The organism is Sphingomonas lenta, assembly GCF_002288825.1.
In the GTDB taxonomy this organism is placed as follows: domain Bacteria; phylum Pseudomonadota; class Alphaproteobacteria; order Sphingomonadales; family Sphingomonadaceae; genus Sphingomonas; species Sphingomonas lenta.
This window is the reverse complement of record NZ_NSLI01000003.1, coordinates 370,919-390,019: the sequence shown is the minus strand read 5'-3', so window position 1 is coordinate 390,019 and position 19,101 is coordinate 370,919. Positions and strand designations below refer to the sequence as shown.

Here is a 19,101-nt window from a genome sequence, read left to right as displayed (position 1 = left end):
GAACGCAGAGCTTCGGCTGAAGGCGGGCCGAGCTTCTTCCAGCTGACTAGTCGGCGCCTCCGCGGCACCACGTGCCCCACCCGTCACCCCGGACTTGTTCCGGGGTCCATCGTCGTCCACGCGATCACAGCGGAGCGCCCGCACGGCGACGGATGCAGAGCAGGCAAGGCAGGACGATGGGTCGACTGACGTCCGCTAAGGGTGGAAAGCGGACAGAAGGTGCATCCTACCTGCACGCACCTGCGCCATTAGGGGTCGGCCCACGATGTACGCCAGGCGTCAGCGATCCCGAGGTTCAGATATGATGATGAAACGTGTTCTTGCGGCACTACTCGTCGCGCCGGCCCCCGTGTTCCTGTTCCTAAGCGTGTTCCTGGTGGAGCCACGTTTCGGCCTCTCCGACGCGCTCGCCAGCATCGCGATCGCATTCGCACTCAGCTACGGGTTCATGTGGGTCACAGCCCCGCCTATCACCATCGTCTTGGAGCGCTTCGGGTGGCGCAGTTGGGCTTGCTACCTATCGGCCCTTCTCCTTGCCGTGGTCCTCTCCGTTGCTGTGCTGACCTTTCTGGAAGAAGCGGTGCCGCATCCCGATCCCACCAACCATTCTCCGTTAGCGGCATTGACGTTGCGCGACGGCGGATGGGTGATAGCGCTCGCGCTCTGGTCGCCGCTGGTGGCCATCATGACCGCATTGTTCTGGTCGCGAGTGACGACCGCCGAAGCAGAAGCTTACTGAACGGGCGTCAAACTTGTCAGAGCGGTACGCACATTTGAAGGGCGATCTGCCGGAAAGTCCGCAATAGGTGAAACGGGGATGTTCAGCGCTACTGGCAGCCTCGCGGGTCCACCCGCAAGCTATGTGCCTTTCGGACGAGCCGTACGCTCCCACCGACTTCGCAGTGACGCAACGATTCCGGTGATGCTTTAAGCTCGTGCTGCCGGCCATCAACAGTACGCACGATCAGCGTCGGCCTGTTCCCCAAGTCGTGCGCATAGCTTCCAAATCTGACCACCTCACCATATTCATCCTTGGCGGGTCCGATCTGCGAGTAGACGCTGGCGGCGATAAACGCGGCGAAGATGCCGCCGATCACCAAGATCATCGTCAGCTCGCCACGTAACCTGAGCCAAGCATCACGCACGTCGGCAGCATACCGCACGACCTTGTGTCCGTAATAAGTCGGAAAGAGACTTCCTACTTCTCTCATTTTCACGGCTTTGAGCCGGGATTGCGCTTCTTGCCAGGTGAGGGCGCACCAAGGATCGACTGTTTGCTGGTTGAAGACTGCAAGGCGGGACAGGCCCAACCGATTGGTGATCCCTGCCCGTCCGGTGGAGGGCAAACCCGCTTCTTGACTCTTTCCGCGCCTCTGCGCCTCCGCGAACAAAACAAGCGGGCGCACCGCTTCGGGGCTTTCCTACAAGCCCCCACTCGTGTCAGCGTTCCCGCTATGTACCAGAACGACTCGGCCCCAAACCCGGAGGACGCGCCCGACGGCCTCCTCCTCTTCACCCCCGTCCGGACCGCGTACCGCGGCGCGAACGGATGGACATCGAAGGTGCAGCGCGCCTTCGTGGCCGCGCTCGCGCGCTGCGGCACGGTGGCGGCGACCGCGCGCAGCGTCGGGCGCTCGTCCGCCTCTGCGACGCGACACCGACGCTACAAACGGGCGACATCGACGCGGCTCGCGCGCGCTACTGAGGCCACCTCTGCGCGCCGCCGACGCGCCACCGATACACCACCTACGCGCCGTTCACGCCGAGACCGTGGCTGCTCGCCGGTACGCGCAGCGCGGATTTCCGGGCTTCTCCAGTTTGCTTGGCCGGGTCGAACGCCGTCCACGCATCAACCCGCGTCAACTTGTCGGTCGATCCCTATCGCGTCCCACCGAAATCGGCCGCCGCAGCCCTCGTTAATCGAGTGGTTCGCTGAACAGGATCGGATTAAATCGCTCGATAAATCTGACCGCCGGGCATAATTGCGAAACCATCCGCGCCCCCGCGATAATGGAGCCCCGACCATGGACGCCATCACCTCGACCAGCCCCATCAACGATCCGCAGAAGCAGCCCGCCGCCATGCGCCGCCTGCTCGGCCAGACCAGCCGCGACTGGTGGCCCGAGCAGCTCAGCCTGGAGATCCTGCGCTCCAACCCGGGCACGCCCAACCCGTACGGCGACGACTTCGATTACGCGGAGGCGTTCCTCAAGCTCGACTACCAGGCGGTCAAGCGCGACCTCACCGCGCTGATGACCGACAGCCAGCCCTGGTGGCCCGCCGATTACGGTCATTACGGCCCGTTCTTCATCCGCATGGCGTGGCACGCGGCCGGCACCTACCGCACCGGCGACGGCCGCGGCGGCTCGTCGTCGGGCCAGCAGCGCTTCGCCCCGCTCAACTCCTGGCCGGACAACGGCAACCTCGACAAGGCCCGCCGCCTGCTCTGGCCGGTCAAGCAGAAATACGGCGCCGCGCTCAGCTGGGCCGACCTCTTCATCCTGGCGGGCAACGTCGCGATCGAGTCGATGGGCGGGCCCGTGCTCGGCTTCGGCGGCGGCCGCGCCGACGTGTTCGAGCCCGAGCACGTTTATTGGGGCACCGAGGAGGAGTGGCTCGGCCAGACGCGCATCGACGACGAGGCGGGGCTCACGCTCGAGACGCCGCTCGCCGCGATCCAGCACGGCCTCATCTACGTCAATCCCGAGGGTCCGGGCGGCAAGCCCGACCCCGTCGGCTCCGCGCGCGACCTCCGCGCGACGTTCAACGCCATGGGCATGACCGACGAGGAGACCGCGGCGCTGACCGCCGGCGGCCACACCTTCGGCAAGGCGCACGGCGCCGCGGACCCCAAGCACCATGTCGGCGCCGAGCCGGAAGGCGCGGACATCGCCATGCAGGGCCTGGGCTGGTCGTCCAGCCACGAGAGCGGCATGGGCGACCACACCATCACCTCGGGCCTGGAGGGCTCCTGGACGCCCACGCCGACCCAATGGGACATGACGTACTTCGACATGCTGCTCGACCACGAGTATGAGCTGGTGAAGTCGCCCGCCGGCTCCTGGCAGTGGCAGCCCGCCGGCAACCCGGAGGAGACGCAGGCGCCCGCCGCGCACACGCCGAACAAGCGCGTCCCGACCATGATGTCGACCGCCGACATGGCGCTCAAGGTCGATCCCGGCTTCCGGCAGATCATGGAGAAGTTCCGCGCCGACCCCGACTATTTCGGCCGGGCCTGGGCGGAGGCGTGGTTTAAGCTCTGCCACCGCGACATGGGGCCGAAGAGCCGCTACCTCGGGCCGGAGGTGCCGGCCGAGGACTTCCTGTGGCAGGACCCGCTGCCTGAGGCCGACTACCAGCCGATCGACGACAACGACGTGGCGGGCCTCCGCCTCGCCATTATCGACTCCGGCCTGTCGGTGCAGGACCTCGTCAAGACCGCCTGGGCGTCGGCCTCGACCTTCCGCCAGTCGGACTGCCGCGGCGGCGCCAATGGCGCGCGCATCCGCTTCGCGCCGCAGCGCGACTGGGAGGTGAACGAGCCGGCGGAGCTGTCCCGCGTCCTCGCCGTCTATGAGCGCATCAAGGCCGAGTTCGACGCCCGCGTCGCCGACCAGGGCAAGAAGGTCTCGATCGCCGACCTCATCGTGCTGGGCGGCTCGGTGGGCGTGGAGCGCGCGGCGGCCGCCGCGGGCCACGCGGTCGAGGTGCCGTTCACGCCGGGCCGCGTCGACGCGCTGGAGGAGCAGACCGACCCGGAGAACTTCGCGGTGCTCGAGCCCAAGGCCGACGGCTTCCGCAACTATCTCCAGGTCCGCTACAACGTGCCGACCGAGGAGCTGATGGTCGACCGCGCGCAGCTGCTCGGCCTCACCGCGCCCGAGATGACGGTGCTGGTCGGCGGCCTGCGCGTGCTGGGCGCCAACCACCCCAAGGCGGAGAAGCACGGCCAGTTCACCGACCGGCTCGGCACGCTGACCAACGACTTCTTCGTCCACCTGCTCGAGATGCGCACCGCTTGGAAGCAGGTCAGCGAGGAGTCGGACGAGGAGTTCGTCGGCACCGACCGTATCACCCACGAGCCCCGCTGGACGGCGTCGCGCACCGACCTGGTGTTCGGCTCCAACTCCCAGCTACGTGCGCTGGCGGAGGTCTATGCGATGGCCGACGCGGGCCAGAAGTTCGTGCGCGACTTCGCGGCGGCGTGGGTGAAAGTCATGAACGCCGACCGTTTCGACCTGAAGCGCGCAGCCGCTCAGCGCAGCTGAGCGCCTACTTGATCCTCCCCTGAAAGGGGAGGGGGACCGCCGGCCCACTTGGGCCGGTGGTGGAGGGGTGTCCCCGGTCGCGAGCGTGACGCTACGCTCGCGACCGGGAACACCCCTCCGGCGCTTTGCGCCACCTCCCCTTTCAGGGGAGGATTTAACGCCTTTCCTACACGCCCCTCCCCGCCTACCTCTCTCCCATGCTCCGCCGCATCCTGATCGTCCTCGCCCTCCTGGCCGTCGCCGGAGGCGGCATCTTCGCCTGGCTCGCCTGGCCCGACACCGCGCGCCTTCCCGTCGAGGCCGTCGCCGGCGTCCGCCCGCAGATCGGCGAGCCGCGCGTCCAGTCGATCCCCACCGTCGAGATCGCCGAGCCCGTGGGCTGGGGCTCCGCCCGCCCCGTCGCGCCCGCCGGCCTCCAGGTCCAGGCCTTCGCCTCCGGGCTCGACCACCCGCGCTGGCTCTACCGCCTGCCCAACGGCGACGTGCTCGTCGCCGAGACCAACTCGCCGCCGCGCCCGCAGCGCAGCCTCGTCGACCGCGTGATGCGCTTCCTCATGGGCCGTGCGGGAGCCGGCACGCCGTCGGCGAACCGCATCACCCTGCTCCGCGACGCCGACGGCGACGGCGTGGCCGAGCTCAAGACGCCCTTCATGACGGGGCTCAACTCGCCCTTCGGCATGGTGCTGCACTTGGGATCGCTCTACGTCGCCAACACCGATGCGCTGGTCCGCGTGCCCTACCAGGACGGCCAGACGCGCATCACCGCCCGTCCCGAGCTGGTGGTGAGGCTCAACCCGGCCGGCAACCACTGGACCCGCGACGTCATCGTCGCGCCCGACGGCCGGACATTGCTCGTCTCCGTCGGCTCCGACTCCAACATCGCCGAGAAGGGGCTGGAGCGCGAACGCTACCGCGCCAACATCCTCCAAGTCTGGCCGGAGGACAAACGCTGGCGCGTCTTCGCGGCGGGCCTGCGCAATCCCGTCGGCATGGCGGTGAACCCGCAGAACAACGAGCCCTGGGTCGTCGTCAACGAGCGCGACATGCTCGGCTCCGACCTCGTGCCCGATTACCTGACGCAGGTCGGCCTGGGCGACCATTTCGGCTGGCCCTGGTATTATTGGGGCGGCTATCCCGACCGCCGCGTCGAGCCCCGCAACCCCGCGCTCCAGCAGTACAGCAAGCGCCCCGACTATGCGCTGGGCCCGCACGTCGCCGCGCTCGGCCTGACCTTCACCGACGGCCTCCGGCTCGGCCCCCGCTTCGCCCAGGGCGCGATCGTCGGCGAGCACGGCTCGTGGAACAGGAAGCCGCCGTCGGGCTACAAGGTCGTCTACGTACCCTTTGGCCCCAACGGCTTCCCCGTCCGCGGCGCGAAGCCCGTGGACCTGCTGACGGGGTTCCTGACGGCGGACGGCAAGGCGCGCGGGCGGCCTGTAGGGGTGGAGGCGGACCGGACGGGGGCGCTGCTGGTGGCTGACGACGTAGGCAACGTGATCTGGCGAGTCAGCGCACCCCAACAGCAAGCGGCGCGCTAACCCCCTCTCCCCTCTGGGGAGAGGGGCGAAGCTGCGCAGCAGCGAGGGGAGAGGGGCAGTCCGCTACGTTGGAGTGAACTGGCCCGCCGCGGCAAAGCCGCGTCGTCGGACGGTGCCTCGGCCCCGCCGGCCGTGCTTGGGCGTCTCGCTTCGAGCTGCGCTCGGCGCGTGCGCCCTAGCGCAGCAATTTAGGCCCGTTCGCCTTGAGTGCCGCCCCGATCTGCCCCGCGAACATCCCCAGCATCGGCGGCAGCTCGATCCGCGCGTGGACCAGCGCGTCGCGCACGTCGAGCCGCGCATGCACCCGCTGCCCCATCGCCGCGACGGTGAAGGTCAGCGTATCGCCTTCCCAGCGATGCTCGGTCACCTGCCCGCCCGGTATCCAGCCCGACAGCTTGCCGAAGCTCCGCTCGATGCGCCGCCGCGCCTCCTCGCGCCCCAGCTGGTGCGGCAGGTCGACCTCGACCGGCGCGCTCACGCCGCCACCTTCTTGAGCTCGGTCGCGAAGATCATCGCGTCGTCGGCGAAGGCTTTGAACTCCAGCGCGTTGCCGCTGGGGTCGAGAAAGAACATCGTCGCCTGCTCGCCCGCCTGGCCCTTGAAGCGCACATGCGGCTCGATCCCGAACCGCACCCCCGCCGCGCGCACCCGCTCGGCCAGCGTCTCCCAGTCCTCCATCCGCAGCACCACGCCGAAATGCGGCACCGGCACATGATGCCCGTCCACCGCGTTCTCGACCGCAACGGCCCGCGCTGAGGGGTCGAGATGCGCCACGATCTGATGCCCGAACAGGTCGAAGTCGATCCAGCTGTCGCTCGACCGCCCCTCCCCGCACCCGAGCACGCCCCCGTAAAAGGCGCGCGCCGCGTCGAGGTCGTGGACGGGAAAGGCGAGGTGGAACGGTCGCAAGGTCATGACCCGACGATAAGCCACCCACGCCCACGCGTCACGCCCTTCCACATTCTCCGAGCGGCCTCGCGGCTTGGGGCTGTCCTACAGCCGCGCTTTCTGATCCAAGCTGTCGGATGCGCGGCCGCCTCGCCTCACCCACTGCTTCCCGCCCTCGCCGGGCGTCAATGCTTGTCAAACTCGCCGACGCGCTCTTAATCCTGCGTGATCAACGACATAGCGCCGACCCGACCTGCTCGCGACCGAGGTAGGAGGCCAGAGATAGGCGATCCCGTGTCAATGACGTCCAAGTCGTGAACTTCCGCCCGGCATCCGGCGGTCCGCAGCGCGCCGTCCCCGGCATTGCGGGCGTAACGAACGCACCCCATAGCGGCGGCGTGCTCCGCTATCCCGCCCTCCTGTCCTTGGCTCTCGGCGCGATCGCCGCGACCGGGTTCGCGCCGCTCCAGCTCTGGCCGCTGACGCTCCTCTGCCTCGCCGCCTGGGCGTGGATCGTCCACCACGCGCCTTCGCTGAAGTCGGCGCTGTGGCGCGGTTACGCGTTCGGCGTCGGGCATTTCACCGTCAACAACAACTGGTTCCAGCACGCCTTCGATTTCCAGGACGCGATGCCGCCTGTGCTCGGCTATTTCGCCGCGGTCGCGCTCGCCGTCTATCTGGCAGTCTATCCAGCGATGGCGGCGGGGATTGCCTGGCGCTTCCGCGGTAAGAAGGCCGACACGCCTTATGTGCTCGCCTTCGGCGCCGCCTGGATCGCCACCGAGTACCTCCGCGGCGTCCTGTTCACCGGCTACGCCTGGGACCCCGTCTCGGTCGTCTGGCTACCGGTCATCGGCGTCGCCCGGCTCTCCGCCTGGGTCGGCACCTACGCCCTCTCCGGCCTCACCGTCGCGCTGGCAGTCAGCCTCCTGCTCCTGCTCCGCCGCCGCTGGACGATGCCCGCGATCGGCTTGGGCGTGACCGCGCTCGCCGCGCTGTCCGCCCCGCTCACCCGCGCGCCCGACGCCGTGCCCGGCGGCCCGCTCGTCCGCGTGGTGCAGCCCAATATCGGCCAGCACGAGCGCGGCCCCGACGACGGCGAGCGGGTGCTCCGCGCGCTGCTGGAGCGCTCGGGCGAACCCGGCCCGCGCCAGCGCCTTGTCGTCTGGCCGGAGGGCGTCGTGCGCGACCTGCTCGAGGACGGCTATCCCGGCTGGGTCTATGCCGGCCGCCCCGCGCCCTGGACCAGGCGGCGCATCGCCAGCGTGCTCGGCCCCCGCGACCTCGTCGTAACCGGCGGCACCGCATTGGAGTTCACGCCCGACGAGCGCATCGCGTCCGCGACGAACTCCGTCTTCGCGATCGACGCCAGGGGCCGGCTGATCGGCCGCTACGACAAGGCGCACCTCGTCCCCTATGGCGAGTATCTGCCCATGCCCTGGCTGCTCGAGCCCTTAGGCCTCCGCCGCCTCGTCCCCGGCGACTTCGACTTCTCGCCCGGCCCCGGCCCGCACAACCTAGCCCTGCCCGGCCTCGGCCCCGTGGGCATGCAGCTCTGCTACGAGATCATCTTCTCCGGCGAGGTCGTCGACGACCGGCAGCGCCCCAGCTTCATCTTCAACCCGTCGAACGACGCCTGGTTTGGGAAATGGGGCCCACCCCAGCACTTGGCGCAGGCCCGCATGCGCGCGATTGAGGAGGGGCTGCCCATCATCCGCGCGACGCCCACGGGCATCTCCGCAATTATCGCCGCCGACGGTCGTCTCCTCGCCACGATCCCGCATGAGACGGCCGGCGCGATTGAGCTGCCGGTCCCGCCGCCGCTCCCGCCCACGCTCTTCGCGCGGCTGGGCAACCTCCTCGCGCTCATCGTGGAACTCGCGCTCCTCCTCGGAGCCGTTGCCTTCCGCGCCCGCCGCCGCTAACGGCTCATATAAAGCTTTCTTTATATCAGCTGGGACCGTCGATGCGCCAATCCTACATCTTCACCTCCGAGTCCGTGTCCGAAGGCCACCCCGACAAGGTTGCCGACCAGATCTCGGACGCGGTGGTCGACCTGTTCCTCTCCAAGGACCCGGAGGCGCGCGTCGCCTGCGAGACGCTGACCACCACCAACAAGGTCGTCCTCGCCGGCGAAATCCGCGGCCGCGGCGTCTATGAGAACGACCAGTGGGCGCCCGGCGTCCAGGACGAGATCGAGCGCGTCGTCCGCGAGACGGTGAAGCGCATCGGCTACGAGCAGGACGGCTTCCACTGGGAGCGGCTCGACTTCTCGAATAACCTGCACGGCCAGTCCGCGCACATCGCGCAGGGCGTCGACGAGGGCGGCAACAAGGACGAGGGCGCGGGCGACCAGGGCATCATGTTCGGCTACGCCACCGACGAGACGCCCGACTTCCTGCCCGCCACGCTCTACTACTCGCACCGCATCCTCGAGCGCATGGCGCAGGATCGCCATTCGGGCGCCGCGCCCTTCCTCGAGCCGGACGCCAAGAGCCAGGTGACGCTCCACTATGAGAACGGCGCGCCCGTCCGCGCGACCGCGCTCGTCGTGTCCACCCAGCACGCGCCGGGTTATTGCGACGACGGCAAGCCCGGCTCGGACGCGGCCAAGTACAAGCAGCTCCGCGACTATGTCGTGGGCGTGTTCCACGACGTCCTGCCGCAGGGCTTCATCACCGACGAGACCAAGATCTACGTCAACCCGACCGGCCGCTTCGAGATCGGCGGGCCGGACGGGGACGCGGGGCTCACGGGCCGCAAGATCATCGTCGACACCTACGGCGGCGCAGCGCCCCACGGCGGCGGCGCGTTCTCGGGCAAGGACCCGACCAAGGTCGACCGCTCGGCCGCCTACGTCTCGCGCTACCTCGCCAAGAACGTGGTCGCGGCCGGCCTCGCCAAGCGCTGCACCATCCAGCTCTCCTACGCGATCGGCGTGGCCGAGCCGCTCTCGGTCTATGTCGACCTCCACGGCACCGGCACGGTGGACGCGGCCGAGCTCGAGGCGGTGCTGCCGCAACTCGTGCGCCTGACGCCCAAGGGCATCCGCGAGCACCTGAAGCTCAACGCCCCCATCTACCAGCGCACCGCCGCCTACGGCCATTTCGGCCGCGACGCTGACGGCGACCACTTCACCTGGGAGCGCACGGACCTCGTCGACAAGCTCCGCGCCGCCCTCGCCGCCTGAGCCGGGGCCGGCCCCGACGCCGTCCCCGCCCGCGCCGAAAACCGTCCTTTTCGTCCAGCCCGTCGCAGCTCGTCGGAAACGACTGGCGGAAATTGGCGAAAATCAATAAGGTCGGATCACGTACGGCGGCTTCGCTCCGCCGACGTCCACTGATTAGGCTAGACGGGGCGGGACGGCGCCGCGGCCAGTTCGCTGGCTTCGGAAGCGCGGTACGGGGTTTACATGACGGGTTTGAACGGCGGGCGGAACGAACTCAAAGCGGCGGTGGCGCGCTACCGCACCGCCTTCATCACGGTCGCGATCTTGAGCGCCGTGCTCAACGTGCTGCTGCTCGCCGGCTCCATCTACATGATGATGGTGTACGACTCGGTGCTGCCCAGCAACAGCGTGCCCACCCTGCTCTCGCTGCTCGCCCTGTTGGTCGTGGTGTACGCGTTCCAGGGCTTGTTCGACACGATGCGCCAGCGCATCCTGTCCGACGTCGCCGCCGGGCTCGACCGTCAGCTCGCGCTGCGCGTCCAGGGCGCCATCGCCGAGGCGCGGCTGCGCGGCGCCAGGATGCCGGGCGACGGCTTAACCGTCATGCGCGACCTCGACCAGGTCCGCGGCTTCCTCGCCAGCGCCGGGCCGGCGGCGCTGATCGACCTGCCCTGGATCCTGTTCTTCCTCCTGATCCTGTTCATGCTCCACTACTGGCTGGGCGTGACCGCGCTGGTGGGCGCCATCATCCTGATCGCGCTGACGGCGCTGACCGACCGCCGCACGCGCCAGCCCGTGGCGGCGCTGACGCAGCTCTCGGCGCTGCGCAACGGCGCCGCAGAGTCGAACCTGCGCCACGTGGAGGTGCTCTCCGCGCTCGGCATGCGCACCCGGATGCAGGAGCGCTGGGCGGAGATCAACGACCAGTTCCTCGCCGCCAACGACCGCATGGGCCGCGCGGTCGGCGTGCTGGGCGGCATCGGCCGCGTCTTCCGGTTGCTGCTCCAGTCGCTGGTGCTGACGGTGGGCGCGCTCCTCGTGATCGATGGCGAGGCCAGCGGCGGCGTGATCTTCGCCTCCTCCATCCTCGCCGGCCGCGCGCTCGCGCCGGTGGACGGCGCCATCGCGAACTGGCGCAACTTCTCCGCCGCGCGCCAGGGCTGGGCGCGGCTCGCCGACCTGCTCGGCCGCGTGCCGGGCGAGCCGGCCGTGTCGACCATCCTGCCCCGCCCCACCCGCGAGCTCCTCGTGCAGCAGCTGGTGGTGGCGCCCCCGGGCACCCAGCGCGTCACCGTCCAGAATGCCGACTTCCGGCTGGAGGCGGGCGACGCGCTCGGCGTGATCGGGCCCAGCGCCGCCGGTAAGACGTCGCTCGGCCGCGCGCTGATCGGCGTGTGGCGGCCGGCGCGCGGCGCGGTACGCCTCGACGGCGCGACGCTCGACCAGTGGCACCCCGACTCGCTCGGCGAGTTCATCGGCTACCTCCCTCAGACGGTGGAGCTGCTGGAGGGCACGGTCGCCCAGAACATCTCCCGCTTCGAACCCGAGCCGGACTCGGAGGCGGTGATCGCCGCCGCCCAGGTCGCGGGCGTGCACGAGATGATCGTGTCGCTGCCGCAGGGTTATGAGACGCCCGTGGGCGCGGACGGCTCCGAGCTGTCCGCCGGCCAGCGCCAGCGCATCGGCCTCGCCCGCGCGCTCTACCGCGACCCGTTCCTGGTGCTGCTCGACGAGCCCAACTCGAACCTGGACGCCGCCGGCGAGCAGGCGCTGGAGCGCGCGGTGCGGGCGATCCGCGACCGCGGCGGCATCGCGGTGCTGATCGCGCACCGCCCCTCCGCGCTTGCCCAGGTCAACAAGGTTTGCTTTATGCGCGAGGGCCGCATCGAGGCGTTCGGTCCGCGCGACGAGGTGTTGGCCAAGATTACCGCCCGGCCCGTGCCCATCCGCGAGCACCAGCGTAGCGCGGCGGTCGCCGGCGGCGGCCCGGCGGCCGCGCCGGCCGCGGCCGAGGAGGCTTGAGAGACATGGCCACACGACTTCCCGCCCTTTCCGGACAGCTCGTGCCCTATGGCGGGCCGTCCTATGATCCCGAGACGACCATCCGCGGCAAGCTGCGGCTGGCGCTCATCGCCATCGCGGTGCTGGTGTTCGGCATCGGCTCGGCCGCCGCCTTCGTGCCCATCGGCGGCGCGGTCATGGGCGGCGGGTCCGTGGCCGTGGAGTCGCGCGTCAAGCGCGTCGCGCACCCCACGGGCGGCATCATCTCCGAGATCTACGTCAAGAACGGCGACCATGTCGAAAAGGGCGAGATCCTGATGCGCCTGGACGACACCGTCTCCGGCGCCGACGCGCAGCTGTCCGAGCTGTCGGTCGATCAGCTCCTCGCCCAGCGAGCGCGGCTCGAGGCCGAGCGCCTCGGCGCGTCCGGCATGTCGATCCCGGCCGAGCTCCGCCGCAACGACCCCGGCGCGCGCAAGGCGCTGGCCGACGAGCAGAAGCTGTTCGCTATCCGCCAGGCCGAGCAGGCGGGCATCCGCGCCCAGCTCACCGCCCGTATCGCGCAGAATGAGCAGCAGATCGCCAGCTATGGCGCGCAGATCAACGCGATGCGCCAGCAGACGGCGCTCATCGAACCGGAGCGCAAGGGCGTGAGGGACCTCTGGGAAAAGGACCTGGTCACGATCAGCCGCCTGAACCAGCTCGAGCGCACCCAGGTCGACCTGCAAGGGCAGATCGCCGCGTTGAACGCGCAGATCGCGCAAACCCAGGCGCGCATCACGGAGGCGCGCGAGCAGCTGATCCAGCTCGGTCAAACGCGCCGCTCGGAGGCGGGCACGCAGCTCGCCCAGGTCAACGCCGCGCTGAACCAGCAGCAGGTCCGCTCGGTGTCGGCCGGCGACGTCCAGGAGCGCTCGGTCATCCGCGCGCCTTATGCGGGCACGGTGGACAAGCTCGCCTTCGCGACGATCGGCGACGTGGTGAGGCCCGCGGAGACGATCATGGAGATCGTGCCGGACGACGACAAGCTCGTGGTCGAGGCAATGGTCAGCCCCGCCGATATCGATCAAGTGCGCGCCGGCCAGCCCGCGCGCATCCGCTTCTCCGCCTTCAGCGCGACCAGCACGCCCGAGATTCCGGGCCGCGTCGCCGTGGTCGCCGCCGAGCGCACCGACGAGGAGCGGACGGGCGCCAGCTACTACCAGGTACGCCTGGAGATCGACGAGGCCGCGCTGTCGCAGCAACGCCGCATCCAGCTCAAGCCGGGCATGCCGGCGGAAGTCTATATCGAGACGGGCAACCGCTCGATGCTGTCCTATCTTACCAAACCGCTCAGCGACCAGCTGGCGCGATCGTTCAACGACAACAACTGACCGTCGAGGGCTAGAGGTGTTTACGAAGGGGGGACGGCGCTGCGCCGTCATGGGAGCGGCCTCGCTCGCCGCGATGGCGAGCGCGGCCGCCGCACAGCAGGACGGCATCCCCACGGGGCCGCGTCCGCCCGTCTACGCGCCTAGCCTGCCCGAGCAGGCCGATCCCGCCGTGGCGGCGCGTCCCGTCGCCCAGCCCGTGGCGACGCTGCGCGAGGCGATCGCCGTCGCCTATTCGACCAATCCCAACCTGCTCGCCCAGCGCGCGAGCCTCCGGTCGACCGACAACCGCCTGCCCGCCGCGCGCGCGCAGTTCGGGCCGCAGCTCGACCTGGCCGCGGCGCAATCCTATCAGCGCGACCGGTTCGAGATCCTGCCGCGCACCTTTAACGGCCGTCAGGGTTTCTCGAACACGGCGCAGGCCGTCTTTAACCAGCCGCTCTTCACCTTCGGCCGCCTGCGTAGCGCGGAGGAGCAGGCGCGCGCGGAGATCGCGCTGGGTCGCGACTCGCTGCGGCTTCAGGAGGCGCAGATCCTCCTCGACGTGGTGACCGCGTTCGTCTCCGTTCAGCGCGAGACGAATTTCGTCAACATCTCGCAGCAGAACCTCGACCTTCTCGGTCGCCAGTACCGCGACTCCGCCGAGCGCTTCCGCGTGCGCGAGATCACGTCGACCGACCTTCAGCAGATCGAAACGCGCGTCGAGCTCGGCCGGGCGCAGCTCCTGGAGGCCCAGGGTCGCCTCAACGCGAGCCGCGCCGACTTTCTGAACGCCGTGGGCGCCCCCGCCGCCATCGAGTTGGCCGAGCCCGAGCCGCTGCCGCTCGGCGCGGAAACCGTGGAGGCCGCCTACGACTATGCCGAGGTCAACAGCGCGCTGATCCGCGCCGCCCAGTCGCGCGAGAAGATCTCGCGCGCCGGCGTCGCGGCCGCGCGCGCCGAGCAGCGCCCGCGCCTCGACCTGCGCGGCAGCGCCGCCTATGGCACCACGACGCCCTACTCCAGCGACCTGCGCACGACGCAGCTGCGCGGCGACCTGACCTTCTCGATGCCACTCATCGACTCGGGGCTGCGCCGCGCCAACGAGCGCGCCGCGCTGGAGGCGAACGAGGCCGATTGGCGACTGATCGACCAGGCGCTGCGCGACGTACGTCTGGGCGTGGGGTCGAGTTGGAGCCAGCTGACCGCCGCGCGCGCGGCGATCGTGAACTACACCCGCGCGGAGGACGCCGCGCGGCGCGCCTATGAGGGCGCGCTGGAGCAGGAAAAGGCGGGCGCGCGGACGACGCTCGACGTGCTCGACCTGTTGCGCGACCTGCTGAACACCCGCCTCAACCTCATCACCGTGCAGGCGAACGAGTATATCGCGCGCGCCAACCTGCTCGCCGCCATGGGCCGGCTCGAAGGGCCGCTGCTCGTGCCGGATATCCGCGCCTACGACCCCACCGAGAACTTCGAGCGTGTGCGCGGCAAGGGCGATATACCGCTCATCACCCCCGCCCTGTCTTCGCTCGAAGGTTTGGTTGTGCGCGACAACCGGTCCGATCGTCCGATCCGCGACCCGGCGGGCCGGCTCGAGACCGAGCCGCCGGTGCTCAAGGCCGAGCCTGCACTGCCGCCGCTGACGCGCCGCTGAGCCGTCCGCCTACGCCGCGCTCAGGCGGCGAGCCGTATCTCCGTCTCATTGGCGGCGGCGATGGGGCGGCGCTCGACCGGAACCTCGATCGGTTGCGGACCGTATAGGGCGTCGTAGAGCCGTACCGAGTATCGCGCGCCGATGAGGATCGCGAAGTTGATGGCCGCGATCGCCAACCAGAACAGCGCGATGCCCATCAAAACCGACATGATCGCCCCCATTTATTATGGATGATCATGGGATAGCAGAAATCCGCTCTGCTATACAGTGTGTTAACTAAGCAAAGATTTACAATCAGCTCTGGTTGATCGACCGCGGCTCAGGCCCGGTAGAACTCGCGATACCAGCTCACGAAACGATCGATGCCCTCGTCGAGCATGACGCGCGGCCGATAGCCGGTCAGCGCGCGCAGCCGCGACACGTCGGCGAACGTCGCGGTCACGTCGCCCGGCTGCATGGGACGCATAATCTTGACCGCCTCGCGGCCTAGCGCACGCTCGAGGCTGCCGATCATGTCCATTAGTCCGACCGGATGGCTGTCGCCGATGTTGAGGACGCGGTGCTCACCCGACGCCGGTGCCCGATCGAGCGCGCCGACCACGCCGTCGACGATGTCGTCGATATAGGTGAAGTCGCGCGCCATGCGCCCCTCGCCATAGACCTCGATCGGCTCCCCGGAGAGTATTTTACGGGTGAAGCCGAAGATCGCCATGTCCGGCCGCCCCCAGGGGCCGTAGACGGTGAAGAAGCGCAGCCCCGTCTGCGGGAATTTGTACAGGGCCGCGTAGCTCGCGCTCATCAGCTCGCACGCGCGCTTGGTCGCCGCGTAGAACGATACGGGCGCCGTCGCCGGCTCGTCCTCGGTGAACCCCTCGCCGCCCATCGGCTTGTCGCCGTAGACGGAGCTCGACGAGGCGTAAACGAGATGCTCGAAGCCGGGCGCGTGGCGGCAGGCCTCCAGTACGGCGAGATGGCCTTGAAGGTTCGACCGCTGATAGGCGAACGGGTTTTCCAGGCTGTAACGGACCCCCGCTTGCGCGGCGAGGTGGACGACCCGACGCACCCCCGCGTCGCGGACCAGCGCCGCGACCTGGTCGGCGTCCGCGACGTCGATCCGGTGGAAGTCGAACGCCGCGTGGCCGTTCAGCGTGGAGAGCCGCGCCTCCTTGAGCCCGACGTCGTAATAGTCGTTGACGATATCGAGCCCGATCACGCGCTCGCCGCGCCCGAGCAGCCGATGCGCGACGGCGTGGCCGATGAAGCCCGCCGCGCCCGTGACCAGAACGGGGTCGGGCCGAAGGCTCATCGCCGGCCCACGCCGGTATAGGCGAAGCCCGCGGCCTCCACTTCATGGGGATTGTAGATGTTGCGCAGGTCGACCAGCACCGGCTCGTTGAGCAGCGACTTGACGCGCCCGAGGTCGAGCGCGCGGAACGCGTCCCACTCGGTCACGATCGCCAGCGCGTCCGCGCCCTCGATCGCCTGGTACGGACCCGGCGTTGTCGTAATGGAATTCGTTCACGAAGACGCTGGTCGGCATGGTTCACGCTGCTCCCTGCAGGCCAGGTGGCGACGACGCCCCGGCTCTTGATCGGCCAGCGATTAGGTCGGGCGGGTGACAGTTCAATGACCCGATGCGGCCGGCGCGCGAAAAGGCCGCATCAATTCGGGACGGGGTGTCGGGAGGGTGCGCGCTAGATCGCCGGGGAAGCTGGAGCGGGTGAAGGGAATCGAACCCTCGTCGTAAGCTTGGGAAGCTTCTGCTCTACCATTGAGCTACACCCGCGGGACGACGGCGTCGCGCTGTTCGGGCCGAGTGCCACATTCCGAGCGCCGGCGTCAACGTGCATGAGTAGCGCGCGAACGGGCCCGATCGCCGTCGCGACCGGGCCCGGCATGCGGCGGGAACCCCCGCGCACCCTCGTCAGAGGTTGTCGAGCGCCGTCAGCGGATCGGCCGTGCTGCGCAGCAGGCTGTAGACATGGTAGTCCACGCCGTCCTTCCGGAACACGCCGTCATACTCGAGCGAGCGCACGGCCGCGCCGTTCGCCGTCGTGATCGCGACCGTGCCGTCGCCGAAGTTGAACACCCGGTCGCCCCCCGAGTCGATGCGCCCGTCGCGGTTGCCGTCGGGCAGCGCGGCGCGGGAGACGAGGAAGTCGCCGGCGTCGAAGTCGGTGATCCGGTCGCGCCCGCCCGGACCCGCGGCGTCGAACAGGAACACGTCGCGCCCCGATCCCCCGGTCATCACGTCCGAGCCCGCGCCGCCGACGAGCACGTCGTCGCCACCGCCGCCGAGCAGGGTGTCGGCGCCCGCGAGGCCCGCGATCCGGTCGTCGCCCACGCCGCCCTGGAGACGATCCGTGAGCGGCGTCCCGTAGATCCAGCCGTCGCCTTCCGCGACGCCGGTCACGGTGGCGGTCACCGTGGCGGTGCTGAGCTGGCCGGCGGCGTCGCGGATCGTATAGGTGAAGGTGTCGGCGGCGGTCTGTCCCGCCTCGAGGGCGTCGAAGCCGGACGCGACGTAGCGCAGCGTGCGCGCCGTCGCGTCGAACACGACCCCGCCCAGCGACCCGGTCGCGTCCACCGATACGATGGTGCGCGTGTCGTTCATGTCAGGGTCCGAGTCGTTCGCCAGCAGCGCGTCCCAGAGGTTGGCGGAGGTCGCGTCCTCCGCCACCGCGATCGCGTCGGCGACCGCCAGCGGCGCGTCGTTCGCGCCCGTCACGTTGACGGTCAGCTGCGCCGTCCCGGTCGCGCCGCGCGCGTCCCGCACCGTGTAGGTCACCACCTGGTCCAAGGTCTCGCCCTCGCCCAGCCCCAGGCCGGCGACCGGGCGGACGCCGATGCGGCCGTCGGCGGTCAGCCAGACGGACCCGTTCTCGACCGCCCCGCCCGCGACGTCCACGATCCTGATCGCGTCGCCGTCCGGGTCCGCGTCGTTCGCCAACGCGTCGAACAGGACCTCCGCGTCCTCGCCGACCGAGATCGCATCGTCCTTCGGCTCGGGCGCGCGGTTCGACGGAGAGCTCGGGAGGAACGGATTGTCGAACGCGTACACGTCCGGGCGCTCGTTGAAGTCGTGGGCCGACGCTTCGTCCCAGAAACCCGTCGTCTCCACCGCGATCGTGCGCCCGTCACCCGAGAAGTGCGCCGCGTAGCTGCCCGGCTGCGGGGCGACCCCGCCGAAGTCGCCGCCGGTGAGCAGCTTGGTCTCGCCCGTGGTGCGGTCGAGCACGTAGATGTCCTGCCACGCGAACGAGACGTTCGTTTCGAACTCGTGGTTGGCGGAGTAGAGCAGGAAGCGCCCGTCGCCCGAGAGCTGCGGGTTGACGGCGAAATGATGGTCCTCGGCGGAGCTGGTGACCAGCTCCGTCCCGCCGGTGCGCCGGTCATGGATCGCGACCTGCAGCCGCCCGTCGGCGTCGTACGTCGAGAAAGCCACGGTCATCCCGTCGTGCGAGACCGAGAAGGAATGGGTCTTGAGCCCGTTCCACTGCTCCTCGTTCTGCAGGTCGATCGGCAGCGTCGTCTGGACGCCGGTCGCGACGTCATAGGCCCAGAGCTCGCCCGTCGGCCACATATGGAAGAAGACGTGGCCGCCGTCGCCGCTCACCTGGATGTCGGAATATTGGCCGGTCATGCCCGTGCCGTCGCCGCCGCGCGGACCTTCGACGAGCGTGGTCGCGCCCGTGGCCTTGTCGTGGAGATAGACGTAGCCGCGCACGCCGTAGTCGCCGTCATAGGTCCAGCCGGCGAACGCGATCCGGCTCCCGTCCGCCGACGTCGCCATCTGGTTCGGCCAAAGCCCGTCGACGACGCCGTCCAGCTCGCCCGCCGATCCCAGGCGGGTCGTCGTTCCGGTGGCGGTGTCGTGGATGTAGACGTCGTTGCGGTGGCTGACCTCGCCGTCGATGATCGGATCGTCGTCCTCGCCCGTGATCTCCGGCTCGCCCGACAGGAAGGTGACGTAGCGCCCGTCGGCCGACACGGTGATGTCGCCCCAGGTGCCGGAACCGTAGACGTTCTCGCCGCCCTCGATCCCGCCGATCAGCGTCTCGACGCCGGTCGCGCGGTTCACTACGACGAGCTGCCCGATGCTGCCCGTGTGGCGCGTATAGGCGATGATGTTCCCATCGCCCGACACCGCCGCGTTGATGCTTTCCCAAGCCTGCCCGTCCGAAACCAACTCGACCACCGCTTCGCTCCTTCCTGTGAACGGGCGGGGCGA

At 69.5% G+C, this 19,101-nt stretch carries 15 protein-coding genes and 1 tRNA gene; 8 read left to right on the top strand and 8 right to left on the bottom strand.

Going from position 1 to position 19,101, the window contains the following annotated elements; all coding sequences use genetic code 11:
- Positions 1-301 precede the first annotated feature (301 nt).
- Positions 302-739, top strand: a complete 438-nt coding sequence (locus CKY28_RS09105; RefSeq protein WP_095998024.1) for a hypothetical protein — start codon at positions 302-304, stop codon at positions 737-739.
- Between the two features lie 88 nt (positions 740-827).
- Here the strand turns inward: CKY28_RS09105 and CKY28_RS18230 are convergent, their stop codons facing one another.
- Entirely contained in the window at positions 828-1,310 is a 483-nt protein-coding gene (locus CKY28_RS18230; protein WP_176473031.1) for a hypothetical protein, read from the bottom strand.
- Positions 1,311-2,024: 714 nt separating this feature from the next.
- On the opposite strand from CKY28_RS18230, the gene katG reads away from it, so the two are divergent.
- Positions 2,025-4,268 (top strand): catalase/peroxidase HPI, encoded by a 2,244-nt coding sequence (gene katG / locus CKY28_RS09100; protein ID WP_095998023.1) that lies wholly within the window; start codon positions 2,025-2,027, stop codon positions 4,266-4,268.
- Between the two features lie 197 nt (positions 4,269-4,465).
- Entirely contained in the window at positions 4,466-5,806 is a 1,341-nt protein-coding gene (locus CKY28_RS09095; protein ID WP_095998022.1) for a PQQ-dependent sugar dehydrogenase, read from the top strand.
- Between the two features lie 175 nt (positions 5,807-5,981).
- On the opposite strand, the gene CKY28_RS09090 is transcribed toward CKY28_RS09095, so the two are convergent.
- Both CKY28_RS09090 and CKY28_RS09085 read right to left on the bottom strand, forming a co-directional pair.
- Complete coding sequence (locus tag CKY28_RS09090; RefSeq protein ID WP_095998021.1) at positions 5,982-6,284, bottom strand: polyhydroxyalkanoic acid system family protein; 303 nt, start codon at positions 6,282-6,284, stop codon at positions 5,982-5,984.
- A complete protein-coding gene (locus CKY28_RS09085) occupies positions 6,281-6,721 on the bottom strand; it encodes a VOC family protein (RefSeq protein WP_095998020.1) in 441 nt (146 codons plus the stop codon). The genes CKY28_RS09090 and CKY28_RS09085 overlap by 4 nt, the downstream gene beginning before the upstream one ends.
- Positions 6,722-7,092: 371 nt before the next feature.
- On the opposite strand from CKY28_RS09085, the gene lnt reads away from it, so the two are divergent.
- The 5 genes from lnt (at position 7,093) to CKY28_RS09060 (ending at position 14,870) form a co-directional block, all read left to right on the top strand.
- Positions 7,093-8,619 carry an apolipoprotein N-acyltransferase gene (gene lnt / locus CKY28_RS09080; RefSeq protein ID WP_095998019.1) on the top strand — a complete coding sequence of 509 codons (1,527 nt, stop codon included), beginning with the start codon at positions 7,093-7,095 and terminating at the stop codon, positions 8,617-8,619.
- A gap of 41 nt (positions 8,620-8,660) precedes the next feature.
- On the top strand, positions 8,661-9,884 hold the full coding sequence (gene metK / locus CKY28_RS09075; protein ID WP_095998018.1) for a methionine adenosyltransferase: 1,224 nt from the start codon (positions 8,661-8,663) through the stop codon (positions 9,882-9,884).
- A gap of 222 nt (positions 9,885-10,106) precedes the next feature.
- Positions 10,107-11,885 (top strand): type I secretion system permease/ATPase, encoded by a 1,779-nt coding sequence (locus CKY28_RS09070; protein ID WP_095998017.1) that lies wholly within the window; start codon positions 10,107-10,109, stop codon positions 11,883-11,885.
- 5 nt (positions 11,886-11,890) lie between these two features.
- Positions 11,891-13,237 (top strand): HlyD family type I secretion periplasmic adaptor subunit, encoded by a 1,347-nt coding sequence (locus CKY28_RS09065; RefSeq protein WP_095998016.1) that lies wholly within the window; start codon positions 11,891-11,893, stop codon positions 13,235-13,237.
- A gap of 49 nt (positions 13,238-13,286) precedes the next feature.
- Positions 13,287-14,870, top strand: a complete 1,584-nt coding sequence (locus tag CKY28_RS09060) for a TolC family protein (RefSeq protein WP_095998015.1) — start codon at positions 13,287-13,289, stop codon at positions 14,868-14,870.
- 20 nt (positions 14,871-14,890) lie between these two features.
- On the opposite strand, the gene CKY28_RS09055 is transcribed toward CKY28_RS09060, so the two are convergent.
- The 5 genes from CKY28_RS09055 to CKY28_RS19275 all read right to left on the bottom strand — a co-directional run bounded on the left by CKY28_RS09055 (position 14,891) and on the right by CKY28_RS19275 (position 19,068).
- Positions 14,891-15,079 carry a hypothetical protein gene (locus tag CKY28_RS09055; protein WP_141243893.1) on the bottom strand — a complete coding sequence of 63 codons (189 nt, stop codon included), beginning with the start codon at positions 15,077-15,079 and terminating at the stop codon, positions 14,891-14,893.
- A gap of 110 nt (positions 15,080-15,189) precedes the next feature.
- Positions 15,190-16,176 carry an SDR family NAD(P)-dependent oxidoreductase gene (locus tag CKY28_RS09050; protein ID WP_095998013.1) on the bottom strand — a complete coding sequence of 329 codons (987 nt, stop codon included), beginning with the start codon at positions 16,174-16,176 and terminating at the stop codon, positions 15,190-15,192.
- Positions 16,173-16,379: a UDP binding domain-containing protein gene (locus CKY28_RS09045; RefSeq protein ID WP_095998012.1), complete on the bottom strand. Its 207-nt coding sequence runs from the start codon at positions 16,377-16,379 to the stop codon at positions 16,173-16,175. Before CKY28_RS09045 ends, CKY28_RS09050 begins: the two co-directional genes overlap by 4 nt.
- Positions 16,380-16,582: 203 nt before the next feature.
- Positions 16,583-16,656 (bottom strand) — tRNA-Gly (locus tag CKY28_RS09040).
- 138 nt (positions 16,657-16,794) lie between these two features.
- Positions 16,795-19,068: an Ig-like domain-containing protein gene (locus tag CKY28_RS19275; RefSeq protein WP_141243892.1), complete on the bottom strand. Its 2,274-nt coding sequence runs from the start codon at positions 19,066-19,068 to the stop codon at positions 16,795-16,797.
- Positions 19,069-19,101 lie beyond the last annotated feature (33 nt).